Source organism: Bacillus sp. (in: firmicutes), assembly GCF_031983925.1.
GTDB classification, from domain to species: domain Bacteria; phylum Bacillota; class Bacilli; order Bacillales; family Bacillaceae_G; genus Bacillus_A; species Bacillus_A pacificus.
Genome location: NZ_DALYZR010000001.1, coordinates 695,185 through 708,532, shown reverse-complemented (window position 1 = coordinate 708,532; position 13,348 = coordinate 695,185). Strand labels below are relative to the sequence as shown.

Sequence of the window (13,348 nt, the reverse complement as noted above, 5' to 3'; positions counted from 1 at the left end):
TGTTATATAATGAATTTATCGAATTTACAGAAAAGGAGCACCTTCATGCTACAACAACTCTTCGCTTCACCTATATTATCTGTTCAAACTTTACATCCAAGTTATGAAGACCATGCAAGCGATGTGTTTCTCGTCCAAACTAAAGATGAAGAAGTCATCGTTCGTTCCTCAAAAATGACTGAAGAACCAAACAATGATTTTTGGTGGGGATGCAAAAACCTTTTTGGAATCGATCCAAGGAACGTACATCATTTAGAATATATACACGAATTATTGAAAAAGCATACTAACTTGCCCATCCCCACTATTTTGCAAAAACATGTTTTAAATGGCCGAAAGTATGTTAGTGTCGAAAAACTAACAGGAAGTACGCTGCAATCCTTTGTCGGACAATCTGATTCAATTTTATTCAGCCTTGGAAAAGGACTAGCAGAAATTCATTCGTTTCAAGCAGAGTTTATAGGAAATCCATCAGGTACTTTCCAAGTTCCACTAGAAGAATTTAAGTCTCACATATTAAAAGTCAGTAAAGAACTTGTAAATAGGTTTTATTCCGATAATACGAGCATCCGTAACGCATTTTCTACTTTTGAATCACAACTTTCTTCCTTGCCAACACCAAAGGAAGCTACGCTCGTTTTAATTGATATGGACCCTACTCAGTTTTTATCTGATGGTACAACTATTACAGGCTTAGTAGATACAGAAGCTTACGCAGTTGCTCCCCGAGAACTTGATTTTATCAGCTTAGAATATGTATTTACAGAAAAGGAAGCTCATGCTTTTAAACAAGGTTACGAAACCATTATGCCTATTCCTAATCTTGTAGAATGTAGACATCCCTATCGATATTTGTACCGGTTATTATCTATTCAGGGCAGTGTGGAGTTAGAGAAGTGGCTAAGTCATCCATCCTATTTTTAAATACGAATGTGAGGAATTATAAAATGAATATTGAACTAAAAAGTGATAGGAACGATTACAGTTTCGAAGCAAGAGCAATCTACTATACTATCAGGATTCGCCGTTCATCCTTCCTATCAAGGTAAAGGATACGGAAAAGATATTCTTATGTCCATGGTACATACCCTTATTACAAAAGGAGCTTCAACAATTGAATTAGACGTTGAAACGAAAAATAACAATGCTTTACAACGCTATACACAATGTGGTTTTGAAATGAAAACGAAGCATGACTACTATAATGTAATGAATTTTGAGGTGAATGCATGTGTCTAAAAAACTAATATATTCTGATTATGATATTTTCGCATCCATTTATAATAAAGTGAAACTTTAATCAGTGGGGGTTTTCTTCATCCCCCACTGATTATTAGTTGAACCAATCGGACTTTTATGGGCAGTTGATCCCCCACCTAACTTCTTTGCTTTCGCTGAATCTTGAGGTGGGGGTCTTACTGCCCATTAAAGTGGGATAAACATTGGGGGCATTTTGCTGAACACTCCTATCTACTTTTGGAAAAACTTGTTTTACAATATGCACCACCACATTCTCATATTTTAGATCTTTGCTGCGGGACTGGTCACCTAACTAAGAAATTAATCGATAATCATTTTGTAGTAACTGGTATAGATGGTTCTGCCCAAATGATTGAATACGCACGTCAAAACGCTCCAAACGCAACCTTTATCGTCGATGATGCTCGCTATTTCAATATAAATGAGCAATTTCAATATGTTATCTCTACTGGCGATAGCTTAAACCATATTTTGAAATTAGATGAATTAAAAAGTGTTTTTCATAATGTCTACTCCGTATTTCATAGCGAAGGTACATTCGTATTTGATATGAATATGGAAAAAGGATTTCTTGAAAATCTGATTGCTTCATTTCATATTACAGCGGATGAATATGTTTGTACGATTGATTCTACATATGATGATGAAAATAAAAAAGCAGTCATGAACTTTATACTATTTCAACATGACATAGATAATAATTGGACAAGAAGTGACTTTTCATTTGAAGAAGCTTGTTATTCAAATGAAGAAATAATTTATTTGCTAGAATCCGTAGGTTTTAAGAATATTCAATCACACGGTACAAATAGAGCGTTTTTCATTTGTCAAAAATAAAAAAACTGAATCATATCGATTCAGTTTTTTCTTAGTATATTTACAATAGCAGTCGTTTCATTATTTTCTTTATAAACTCGCGGGATTCTTCTGTCTAACATACATGTAACTTCATAGTTAATTGTACCTAACATATCCGCTATTTCTTCTACTGCGATGTTTTCTTCGCCTTGTTTACCGTAGAATACTACTTCGTCTCCCACTTGTACTGGCATTGCTTTTGAAACGTCTAACATAAGCTGATCCATACAAACACGACCAATAACAGGTACTCGAACTCCATTTATTAATGCATACCCTTTATTAGATAACTGACGGTTATAGCCATCAGCATAACCAATCGGTACAGTGGCAATCCATTCTTCACCAGTCGTTACATACGTATTCCCATAACTTACACCGCGATTTTTCTTCGCATGCTTAATATGGGCTACTTTTGATTTTAACGACAACGCAGGCTGTAGAGAAACAACTGAATGATCTACCTCTTTTGAAGGATACATTCCATAAATTCCGATACCTACACGAACCATATTTTGAAATGTATTGCTAAGTTCCATTGAACCTGCACTATTTGAACTATGAATATACGGAATATGAATTCCTAATTCTTTTGCTGCATTGACAGCTTTCTCAAATAAACTTGTTTGCATATTCGTATATGATTTATCGATTTCATCTGCCGTAGAGTAATGTGTAAACATTCCTACTACCTCCACATACTCCATACGTTTTAATTCTTCTAAAAATGGTTTAACCTCTTCTTCTTGTAAACCGATACGACTCATCCCTGTATCAATTTTCACTTGAATTTGCGCTTTCTTTTGAAGACGGTTTGCGATTTCATTTATACCTTGTAAATCTTCACTTCTATAAACAGTCATCATAACGTCATATTGAATTGCTTCTTCCGCAGCCGCTACTGACGTATAGCCTAAAATTAAAATCGGCACGTTAATTCCTGCTTCTCTTAACTCTATCGCTTCATCTACAAATGCAACTGCAAGCTGGTTTATTCCCGCTTCAATAGCAGCTTTCGCAACTTCAACTGCTCCGTGGCCATACCCATTTGCTTTTACAGCAGCCATCATTGCAATATTTTCATCATTCACACGTTTTTTAAATTCTTTTACATTATGTTTTACTGCATTTAAGTCAACTTCAACAATTGTATCTCTTCCATATTTCAAACTCATTGGTCTAACTCCTAACTCAATAATTGCATTCCATTCTATTTCACGTTTCATATGACCTTTTACAATATAATACTTTTCAATATGCTAGTCAAACTACTAGAATTTTCGGAATTTTTAGTATGATATAATACCCTCAAGAAACTATTATATACGGAGACGAGGAGAATTACAATGTTTGTACAATCTGCATTGCATCAACTTAAAGTTGCTGTTGATACTTCTATTCAAATGCTGGATCAATATACTGAAATTGATTTGAAAATAGCTCCGATTCAATCGAAGCGTTCATTATTTGAAATGTATGCACATCTTTCTCTTATTTGCCATGCTGATTTACTCATTTTAAATGGTAGTACGGAAAAAGAGCTGCATACTTTCTATAAAGAACAAACACCCGAAACAATTGCGCAAATGCAAAAAACGATGATACAGGGCTACGATTTACTTTCTAAAACTTTTTTATCCTATTCCAATGAACAATTAGCAGAAATGAAGACTGCTTATTGGGGTATTTCTTATTCACGCTTTGAATGGTTGCTGGAAATTGTTGCCCACTTTTATCATCATCGTGGACAAATACATATTTTATTGTGCGAGCATATGAAAGATCCTAACATACCTTTATTTCAATAAAGGTATGTTAGACGATATGAAACTTTTCTAAGGCGAATAAAATACCACCTTCACTCGCTTTCTTTGTAACAAAATCAGCTCTTGTTTTTAACTCTTCTCCGCCATTCCCCATTGCAATACCTAATCCTACATACTGCAACATCTCAATATCATTTCTACCGTCGCCAAAAGCAATTGCTTCTGATTTACAAATATTTAAATGATCCAATACTTTTTGAATTGCGGTGAGCTTCGATACTTTACTATCTTCCAATACATTTATGACATAACCATGAAAACGTTCGAATGTAAGCATCGGGTACTTTTCAATAAATTTTTGAGATTCCATTTCATCCGCATACAGACATAAACAATAAATCTCTTTAGATAAATCCTTGCTTTTTTCAGGATACTTCTCTAAATTCAACGTCTCGCTAAGCGCTTGCATTACACGCTCATTATCCGAGGCTATTCCGTTCATTGCAAAATCCTCGGTAAAATAAGAAATACTGTGACCATGTAATTCAGCAAATCTCGAGATATCATGAACGATTTCACGTGAAAGTACTGATTTATGTATAACTTTTTCACCACATTTTATATGGGCACCATTTGCAGAAATAAACGTATTTATGCCTAGTTCCATAAATTGCGAACATAAGCTATATGGTCTCCCTGTCGTAACAACTACATGAATCCCTTTATCTATTAACCTATGTATCGCTTCTTTTGTACTTTCGTGCATACTTCTATGAATCTCACTTAAAAGCGTACCGTCAACATCGAAAAATACAACTTTGTACATAATTCTCTACATCCCATCCAAATGATTCGTATCATTAATAAAATGTACCGTTTTTTGTTCGCCATCCATTTCAATTAAGCTTATTCCCGTATCTCCCATTTTAAAATAATAATCCATTGAAATGGGCATTTTGAAAAATGCACGTAATAGACTATTTATTACACCACCATGTGCAACAATGGCAATTCGGTCATACGTATTCTCTGTTACGATTTTAGAAAAGATTCCTTCTATTCTCATTCTAAATTCAATAAATGATTCCCCGTTTTCAAATCGGTCATGAAGAAACTTTGGCTCGGGATATTTCTTAGCTTCTTCAAATGAAAGACCTGCTTGCACTCCATTATTGAACTCCATTAATTCCTCTTCTAATTGAATTGGACACCCAATTCCTTCCGCTAATGTTTCACCCGTTTCACGAGCACGTTTTAATGTACTTGCCCAAATGAAATCTGGCGGAAAATCTGCTTTCACTTTCTGTACAAGCCTTTGCACTTGCCTTCTTCCTTTTTCTGTTAATTCAAAGTCAGCTCGTCCTTCATGTACATGTAAAATATCTGCTTTAGATTCTCCATGGCGTATTAGTAGTATTTGCATGTATATTCCCCCTCATCTCCTTAAAACTAAGACTAAATTTTAACATATTATTTAAAAATTTCAAAATAATAAAAGCAATCCTCATTCATATAAGAATGAAAATTGCTTTTATTATTAACTAACTTTCTTTTAAACTTTCTTTAGACCTTCCGCCTACTCCCCAATGCGAACTTGGGATTTCATTCACTAAAACACGAACCCGTCTAACATCTACATCTAAGTTTTTCGCAACTACCTCTGTAACATCAAATATTAGATTTTGAATTTGCTCCTGCTTTCTACCTTCTATTATTTGAATTTGTATAATGGGCATTTTTATCTCTCGCTTTACTATTTATTCACAAAACATTGCTACACTTCCCAAATCATCAAATTGTGCAATGATAGAATCTCCGGCTTTAAATGCAATCGCTTCAGATAATGCTCCACTTAATACAATATCACCTTTTTTAAATCCTTCATTTTGTAAACCAAGTTTATTTACCGCCCAAGCAATTGCCTCTGCTGGATGTCCCAGCACAGCTGCTCCTGTCCCAGTCGTAGCAATCTTACCGTTCTTTGACATAACCATTCCTACATTTGCTAAATCTATATTCTTAACATCAATCCATTTACTTCCTAACAAAAATTTTGAAGAGGAACAATTATCTGCTATTACATCAGGTAATGTAAATTTAAAATTTAAATATCTACTATCAATCACCTCTAAAGCTGGCGCAACATATTTTGTTGCCTTTAATACATCGTCAACTGTCACATTTGTTCCCTGTAAATCCTCACCTATTAAAAAAGCAATCTCTGGCTCTACTTTCGGATGAATCAACGTTTCATATTGCAATGGCTCCCATTCGAATGCAAGCATATCGTGCAATAAATATCCGTAAATCGCTTCATCAATCCCCATCATTTGTTGTTTTGCCTTACTCGTTAATCCAAGTTTCACACCAACTCTTTTAGAACCTTCGCTCATTTTTTGTTCAATTAAACGTTTTTGCAATTTATAAGCATCCTCTACTGTTAAATCAGGATGCTTATCCGTTACTTTTACTACTTCTTTTCTTTCCTTTTCAGCTTGAAGTAAATAGTCAACGATTTCCAAATCTGCCCCTTTCACTAAAGCCATATGTTACACCTCCATTTTTATCTTTGCTAATTCTGCAGCTACATCTAAAATCATATCCTCTTGTCCTCCAACTACTTTTCTTTTTCCCAGTTCTATTAAAATATCACGTGCGTCTACATTAAAGCGTTGTGCCGCCCTTTCAGCGTGTAATAAAAAGCTAGAGTATACCCCTGCATATCCCATTACTAGACTACCTTTTTGAATTTCTTGTGGTACTGGTAATAAAGGGGCAACACCCTCCTCTGCGACGTCCATCATCTTATATAAATCTATATCCAGCTTATATCCCATACGATCCAAAACAGCGAGCAATACTTCTGTTTGGGCATTTCCAGCTCCTGCCCCAAGACATCGTACACTTCCATCAATACGTGTCGCGCCCTCCTCAATTGCAGTAATTGTATTTGCTACTGCAACCGAAAGATTATTATGACCATGGAAACCAATTTCAATATTTAAAGATTGACGCAAAGCACGGATACGTTCACGTACTTCATGAGGCAATAAAGCTCCTGCAGAATCTGTTACATAAACTGCTTCTGCACCATAACTTTCCATAAGCTTTGCTTGCTCTACTAACTTTTCAACCGATGCAGAATGTGCCATCATTAAAAAACCGCACACTTCCATACCTAACTCACGTGCAAATTGAATATGCTGAGCGGAAACATCCGCTTCTGTTACATGTGTTGCTACACGAACAAGTTTCGCACCGATATTTGCAGCTTGCTTTAATTCATGAATCGTTCCAATACCAGGAATTAACAAGACAGCTACTTTAGCTTGCTTACACTCATCTACCGCGGCTTCAATGAGCTTCATTTCGTTAACTAATGACTTCCCATATTGTAAAGTAGAGCCACCTAAACCATCTCCATGACTCACTTCGATATAATGCATACCTGCCTCATCTAATGTCCTTGTTACAGATCGAACTTGCTCTTCTGTGAATTGATGTTTCATTACATGACTTCCATCACGTAAACAAACTTCCGTTATTCTCACTGGTCTTTCACTATTTCGCCTCATTCATTACACCTCTTTTCTTCTCTGAAACGATTTGCGTTGCAAATTCTTCACCTACTTTTAATGCTGCAGCTGTCATAATATCTAAATTACCGGCATAAGGAGGAAAATAATCTCCAGCTCCTTCAACTTCTAAAAATACAGTTACACGATTCCCATCAAACATTGGCTCTTGTTTCAAAGAGTAACCAGGAACATACGTCCTAACCCGTTCAACCATCTTATGAATTGCTTCATAGATAGAAACCTCATCCATATCCTTAACTTCACAATAAATCGTATCTCTCATTAATATAGGTGGCTCTGCAGGGTTTAATATAATTATCGCCTTCCCCTTATCAGCCCCACCAATTTCTTCAATTCCACGCTTTGTCGTAATTGTAAATTCATCAATATTTGCCCTTGTACCTGGACCTGCACTTAAACTGGAAATTGTAGCAACTATCTCTGCATATGTAACATTTGCTACCTCATTAATAGCATGAACAATCGGAATTGTTGCTTGTCCCCCGCACGTAATCATATTAACGTTTTGCTTATCTAAAAAATCATTATTTCGAATAGCAGGACAAACAAATGGCCCATATGCAGCCGGAGTTAAGTCAATTACTATTTTCCCAAGCTCTTCTAATATTTTCGCATGATAACTATGTGCTTTAGCTGAAGTTGCGTCAAATACAATATCAGCTAAACTCGGATTATCAATAATTGCTTGTATTCCATTATCAAAAACCTCATATCCGGCTTCTTTCGCTCTCTTTAAACCATCCGATTCGGAATCTATTCCAATCATGGCATTTAGCTCTATAACTTTACTATTTTTTAATTTATACATTAAATCCGTACCAATATTACCTGATCCAATTATAGCCGCCTTTACTTTCTTCACATCTATCCCCCCTTTTCTCAACACTTTAACCTATATGAATGTAACAGAAACTGATCCGAGTGATCCGAAGTCAGCTTGAATACTGTCTTTACTATTCACTGAGACTGCACCAGATAACGCACCTGGTAAAATTAACTCACCTGCTTTTAATCCAATATTAAATTCATGTAGTTTATTAGCTAACCAGGCAATAGCTTGTGCAGGATGCCCTAATGCGGCCGCCCCAGCACCCGTTGCAATTAAACTATTATTTTTATACAGTGTCATTCCAGTTGTACGTAAATCTACTTTGTCGATGCTAGAGAATGTATTACCAATTACAACCTTTGCTGACGAGCCATTATCCGCTACTGTATCAACCAATTTAATTTTCCAATCAGCAATACGACTATCAATTATTTCAAGTGTAGGTACAACATACTTTGTTGCCATCAGTACATCAATGTATGTAATATTAGGCCCTTTTAAATCTTTTTCTAAAACAAATCCTATTTCTGCTTCTACTTTCGGAGATACAAAAGAACTTATTGCAATTGTACTTCCATTTTCTATTTTCATGTCATCTAACAAATGTCCATAATCTGGTTCATTTACCCCAAGCATCTGCTGCATTGCAACACTCGTAAGTCCAACTTTTTTCCCGATTACACAACGCCCATTCTCCAACTTTCTTTCTACTACTTCAAGCTGAATATTATAAGCATCCTCAACTGATAAATTAGCATATCTCTCAGTAAAAGGAGGTATTCCTATACGTGAATCTTCAGCCTGCAATAGTTCATCTGCTAACTCTTTCATTAACAATTGCTCTCACCTCATTTTTTAATTTATATATCCTCAATCCTTTACATTGTAGACTAGCCCCCATCCATCTACTTATTTTTATAAACATCAGATGGGAGCTCTTTGTATGTTAAGTTAAAATATTATCCTTATAATTTCATCGTTACCGTCTTAGCTTCTGTATAAAATTCAAAACTATGACGCCCACCTTCTCTACCAATTCCACTTGCCTTTGAACCTCCAAATGGAGTGCGTAAATCTCGGACATACCAACAATTAATCCATAGTAAGCCTGAATCAATTTGCGAAACGACTCGTTGTGCTCGTCTAAGATCATTTGTCCAAACCACTCCAGCTAGTCCATAAATAGAATCATTTGCAATGCGAATGGCATCCTCCTCCGTTTTAAATGGAATAACAACTAGAACTGGACCAAATATCTCTTCCTGCGCTACACGCATACTGTTATCAACATCGTATAAAATAGTAGGTTCATAAAAATTCCCTTCTACTAGACTTTCCACTCTTTTTCCCCCATAGGCTAATTTTGCCCCTTCTGAAATTCCTAATTCTACATAGCGATCAACTGTTTCTAAATGAGATTTTGAGACAAGCGCTCCCATATCTGTATCTTCAGAAAGAGGATCTCCAACCTTTATTCTTTTCACAGCCGCTACAAATTTCTCTAAAAACTGTTCATATACACTTTCTTGCACAAGTAATCTGGAACCAGCTAAACAAATTTCTCCTTGATTTCGATAAATAGCTTCAATTGATCCTTGTACTGCTTCATCTAAATCTGCATCTTCAAATACAATATTTGCTGATTTACCTCCTAATTCTAATGAAACAGGAATTAAGTTTTCTGAAGCATTACGCATAATTGTCTTACCTGTATTACTTTCTCCAACAAATGAAATTCTTCTAACAGCTGGATGTGTTGTCATTTTTGTCCCGACAGTACTTCCAGGACCTGTAATAATATTAAGTACACCTGGTGGTAATCCTGCATCATTTGCAATTTCACCAAGCATAACTGCGCTTAATGGAGTATAGGAGGCCGGTTTAACAACAACAGTATTACCAGAAGCAAGTGCAGCTGATGCTTTCCACGTCATTTGCATAAATGGCAAATTCCAAGGAATGATTAAGCTAGTTACCCCTGCTGGAGCATACTTTGCATATGACATAAAATTATGTTTATCATAATGCTCATGTACTATATATTTAGCCATTTCAGCAAAGAAGCGAAAATTATGAGCCGAACGTGGTATATCGAATCCTTTACTCTCTTTAATTGGTTTTCCAACATCTAGAGTTTCTATATACGCTAGTTCATCCACTCTTTCCATAATCAAATCCGACATTTTGCATAAAATATTCGACCGCTCTTCCACAGGCATTTTACTCCAAATGCCACTTTTAAATGTACGTTCTGCCACATCAATTGCTCTTTTAGTATCCTCTTCATTTGCCTTTGCAATAGATGCAAGCTTTCTATTCGTCGCCGGATTGAACGTATCAAACGTTTCACCACATACAGAATCCACATATTTTCCATCAATAAACAATTTCGCATCTTTTACTTTCAGTTTGTCAGCTAATAATTCTTTGTTCACCTTCCTTACCTCCTATTCTTCAATTTCTAAAACCATCTCAATTTCAATTGTTGTGTTATTAGGTAACTGAGCCATACCGACTGCAGAACGAGCGTGTTTTCCTTTTTCCCCAAAAATATCTACTAATACATCCGATGCCCCGTTCATTACTTTTGGCTGATTAATGAAATCTTCCGTACTATTTACAAAACCAAGCAACTTTACAATTCGTTTCACCTTATTTAAATCACCTAGTTCGTTCCTCACAACACTTAATAAATTCAACATTGATTGCCTTGCCGCTTTATATCCTTCATCAATTGAAATATCTTTTCCTAATTTTCCGTGATACTCATCTACGCCTTGTCCAGCAGTAAATAGTAAATTACCTACTTTTACACAACTAACATAATTTCCAACTGCCGGACGAATAGCTGGCAGTGTGATTCCTAACTCACTTAGTTTGTCCTCAGGTGTTTGTACTCTCTGCATATGCTACACCTCTTTTTCTTATATCAATATTTAAAAATTCCGCTGCATTTCCCCCAAGCATCGCTGCCCTTTGTTCCTCTGATAAACCGGCTGTTTCATCAATCACCTTTCCCGGGTCCACTTCTCGCAATAAAAACGGATAATCTGAACCCATGAAAATTTTTTCATGTCCAAATCTTTCAATCATATATTTCAAATTAATAGGATCATAATTTAAAGAATCAAAATAAAATTTCTTTGCATAATAACTAGGAGGATGCGTAGTCAATCGTAAATGCGGCCATACTTTCCAGCCTTGATCTAACCTCGGCAAAATATATGGGAAAGATCCCCCACCATGCGCAAAACAAACCTTTAGCTGTGGAAACTTCTCCATTATCCCACTCCATATTAATGTAGCTGCTGCAAGTGCCGTTTCACTCGGCATCCCTACTGTGTACATAAAATTATGATGTGGCATTCTATCTCGTCCTAATGTTTCCCATGGATGAATAAAGATTGGAACTTGCCACTTTTCAGCCATCCGAAAGAATTCAATAAACGATGGGTCATCTAAATTTTTACCATTTACGTTTGTGCCAATTTCAATACCGTGTAAATGTAATTCTGTTATACAACGCTCCATTTCACGAATCGCAGTTTCTCCATCTTGCATCGGAACCGTTCCTAATCCTACAAAACGATCTGGATATGCTAAAACTGTTTCTGCAATAAAATCATTTTGAATACGTGCCATACTTTCGGCTTCCTCTGGTTTTGCCCAATACGAAAATGTAACAGGGATTGGTGATAAAACTTGAATATCAACACCTTCACGATTCATATCTTCAATTCTTTTCTCAGGACACCATACTTGATCTGTCACATCACGAAAATTTTTACCTCCAACCATTATGCTTGCACCACATGTACAAGTCCGATTTAATATCGGCCAACGTCCTCCGCCAAACTTCTCTTCAAAATCCGGAAAAGTTTCAGGAATAATATGTGTATGAAAATCTATTCGCACTTCCATTCCTCCACTTCTTCTGGCATAATATGACCGCAGTTTTTACATGCTCGAATTTCTTTATTTGAATTAAAACTATGAATTGCTTCTTTTACTTGTTTTTCAATATCACTTAATTGGACACGTACACGATGCATTTCATGATTACACTCGTCACAGAACCAAACAAAGTCTTCAAGCTCTCCTTGGTTACGTTTCCTTTCAATTACGAGCCCATATGTGTTAGCAACGCGATGTGGTGAATGTGGCACCATAGCGGGTAGCATGAATACATCCCCTTCTTTTACTGTGACAACTTCTCGCTTACCTTCCTCTGTAATACATTCCACATAACATTCACCTTTAATTTGATAGAAAAATTCATCTGAAGGATCCACATGGAAATCACGTCTTCTATTTGGACCACCTAATATCATGGCGATAAACTCTGAATCTTGCCAAATCACTTTGTTATTTACTGGTGGCTTCAATAACTCCTTATTCTCATCAATCCATTTTAGTAAATTAAAAGATTGCAATGTTTTAGACATATTATTTCCTCCTCATAATTCCTTTTTAGTTATATTGTTTTAAAAGACCAACCGAGCAAAGAGTTAGACTTTTGTAAATCTCCTTGATAAACATAATCTCTAATTCTCGTTGAAGATATTCGCTCACCTTCATCACAGCAAATATCTTTCACTATAGAAATATTGAAGTGCTCTCTTAGCAAATCTATATTGCCCTCCCGATTTTTTCCAAACTTAAAATCTTGGCCAACAAAAATTTCTACAGGGCTTAGTCTTTTTATATCTTGAATAAAACAACTCGCACTTTTTGTTATATAAGACTCATCAAACCGAATTACAATCACATGTTCAACACCAAGACTTTGAATACGTTTCACCTTCTCATCAATAGGTGTTAATACTTTCGCCCCTTGAAAGTATGAGCGTGGTGGTGGATCAAATGTATACACAACATTTGTTATCCTTAATACCTTTGCCTTCTCAACTGCATTTTTAATTACAGCTTGATGACCTTTATGCACACCATCAAATGCTCCAATTGAAACAATAGATTTCGTTAATTCAGGTATACACTGCTCATGTATATAAATGATACTCATCTCTTTTCTTCTA

Annotated in this window: 16 protein-coding genes and 1 pseudogene; 4 read left to right on the top strand and 13 right to left on the bottom strand. The window is 35.9% G+C overall.

Going from position 1 to position 13,348, the window contains the following annotated elements; translation table 11 throughout:
* The first annotated feature begins 45 nt into the window (after positions 1-45).
* The 3 genes and pseudogenes from RTP99_RS03775 to RTP99_RS03765 all read left to right on the top strand — a co-directional run bounded on the left by RTP99_RS03775 (position 46) and on the right by RTP99_RS03765 (position 2,097).
* Positions 46-924 carry a hypothetical protein gene (locus RTP99_RS03775; protein ID WP_000941362.1) on the top strand — a complete coding sequence of 293 codons (879 nt, stop codon included), beginning with the start codon at positions 46-48 and terminating at the stop codon, positions 922-924.
* A 39-nt stretch (positions 925-963) separates the two neighbouring features.
* A pseudogene (locus tag RTP99_RS03770) lies at positions 964-1,239 on the top strand (GNAT family N-acetyltransferase); the annotation flags it as partial.
* Positions 1,240-1,476: 237 nt separating this feature from the next.
* Positions 1,477-2,097: a class I SAM-dependent methyltransferase gene (locus tag RTP99_RS03765; protein ID WP_000413824.1), complete on the top strand. Its 621-nt coding sequence runs from the start codon at positions 1,477-1,479 to the stop codon at positions 2,095-2,097.
* Between the two features lie 20 nt (positions 2,098-2,117).
* Here the strand turns inward: RTP99_RS03765 and alr are convergent, their stop codons facing one another.
* Complete coding sequence (gene alr / locus RTP99_RS03760; RefSeq protein ID WP_011040256.1) at positions 2,118-3,293, bottom strand: alanine racemase; 1,176 nt, start codon at positions 3,291-3,293, stop codon at positions 2,118-2,120.
* A 171-nt stretch (positions 3,294-3,464) separates the two neighbouring features.
* Here alr and RTP99_RS03755 point away from each other — a divergent pair, with 171 nt between their 5' ends.
* On the top strand, positions 3,465-3,926 hold the full coding sequence (locus RTP99_RS03755) for a DinB family protein (RefSeq protein ID WP_000498020.1): 462 nt from the start codon (positions 3,465-3,467) through the stop codon (positions 3,924-3,926).
* 7 nt (positions 3,927-3,933) lie between these two features.
* Here RTP99_RS03755 and RTP99_RS03750 read toward each other — a convergent pair whose 3' ends face one another.
* The 12 genes from RTP99_RS03750 to RTP99_RS03695 all read right to left on the bottom strand — a co-directional run bounded on the left by RTP99_RS03750 (position 3,934) and on the right by RTP99_RS03695 (position 13,335).
* Positions 3,934-4,710: a Cof-type HAD-IIB family hydrolase gene (locus tag RTP99_RS03750; RefSeq protein ID WP_000278984.1), complete on the bottom strand. Its 777-nt coding sequence runs from the start codon at positions 4,708-4,710 to the stop codon at positions 3,934-3,936.
* Between the two features lie 6 nt (positions 4,711-4,716).
* Complete coding sequence (locus RTP99_RS03745) at positions 4,717-5,307, bottom strand: histidine phosphatase family protein (protein WP_001166478.1); 591 nt, start codon at positions 5,305-5,307, stop codon at positions 4,717-4,719.
* Between the two features lie 118 nt (positions 5,308-5,425).
* Positions 5,426-5,626 (bottom strand): 4-oxalocrotonate tautomerase, encoded by a 201-nt coding sequence (locus RTP99_RS03740; RefSeq protein ID WP_262722239.1) that lies wholly within the window; start codon positions 5,624-5,626, stop codon positions 5,426-5,428.
* A gap of 15 nt (positions 5,627-5,641) precedes the next feature.
* Positions 5,642-6,430, bottom strand: coding sequence for a 2-keto-4-pentenoate hydratase (locus RTP99_RS03735; RefSeq protein WP_001229807.1), 789 nt, complete (start codon positions 6,428-6,430; stop codon positions 5,642-5,644).
* A 3-nt stretch (positions 6,431-6,433) separates the two neighbouring features.
* Positions 6,434-7,459 carry a 4-hydroxy-2-oxovalerate aldolase gene (gene dmpG / locus RTP99_RS03730; RefSeq protein WP_001254091.1) on the bottom strand — a complete coding sequence of 342 codons (1,026 nt, stop codon included), beginning with the start codon at positions 7,457-7,459 and terminating at the stop codon, positions 6,434-6,436.
* A complete protein-coding gene (locus RTP99_RS03725; protein ID WP_000756050.1) occupies positions 7,446-8,345 on the bottom strand; it encodes an acetaldehyde dehydrogenase (acetylating) in 900 nt (299 codons plus the stop codon). Before RTP99_RS03725 ends, dmpG begins: the two co-directional genes overlap by 14 nt.
* 30 nt (positions 8,346-8,375) lie before the next feature.
* The gene (locus RTP99_RS03720) at positions 8,376-9,149 is read right to left on the bottom strand and encodes a 2-keto-4-pentenoate hydratase (RefSeq protein WP_172656210.1); all 774 of its coding nucleotides are present in this window, start codon (positions 9,147-9,149) and stop codon (positions 8,376-8,378) included.
* Between the two features lie 128 nt (positions 9,150-9,277).
* Positions 9,278-10,747, bottom strand: coding sequence for an aldehyde dehydrogenase (locus RTP99_RS03715; protein ID WP_001031166.1), 1,470 nt, complete (start codon positions 10,745-10,747; stop codon positions 9,278-9,280).
* Positions 10,748-10,759: 12 nt separating this feature from the next.
* Positions 10,760-11,218, bottom strand: coding sequence for a RidA family protein (locus RTP99_RS03710; protein ID WP_001190047.1), 459 nt, complete (start codon positions 11,216-11,218; stop codon positions 10,760-10,762).
* On the bottom strand, positions 11,196-12,233 hold the full coding sequence (locus RTP99_RS03705) for an amidohydrolase family protein (protein WP_011040255.1): 1,038 nt from the start codon (positions 12,231-12,233) through the stop codon (positions 11,196-11,198). Before RTP99_RS03705 ends, RTP99_RS03710 begins: the two co-directional genes overlap by 23 nt.
* The gene (gene nbaC / locus RTP99_RS03700; protein ID WP_000047732.1) at positions 12,218-12,757 is read right to left on the bottom strand and encodes a 3-hydroxyanthranilate 3,4-dioxygenase; all 540 of its coding nucleotides are present in this window, start codon (positions 12,755-12,757) and stop codon (positions 12,218-12,220) included. Before nbaC ends, RTP99_RS03705 begins: the two co-directional genes overlap by 16 nt.
* 29 nt (positions 12,758-12,786) lie before the next feature.
* On the bottom strand, positions 12,787-13,335 hold the full coding sequence (locus RTP99_RS03695) for an FAD synthetase family protein (protein WP_000022932.1): 549 nt from the start codon (positions 13,333-13,335) through the stop codon (positions 12,787-12,789).
* Positions 13,336-13,348 lie beyond the last annotated feature (13 nt).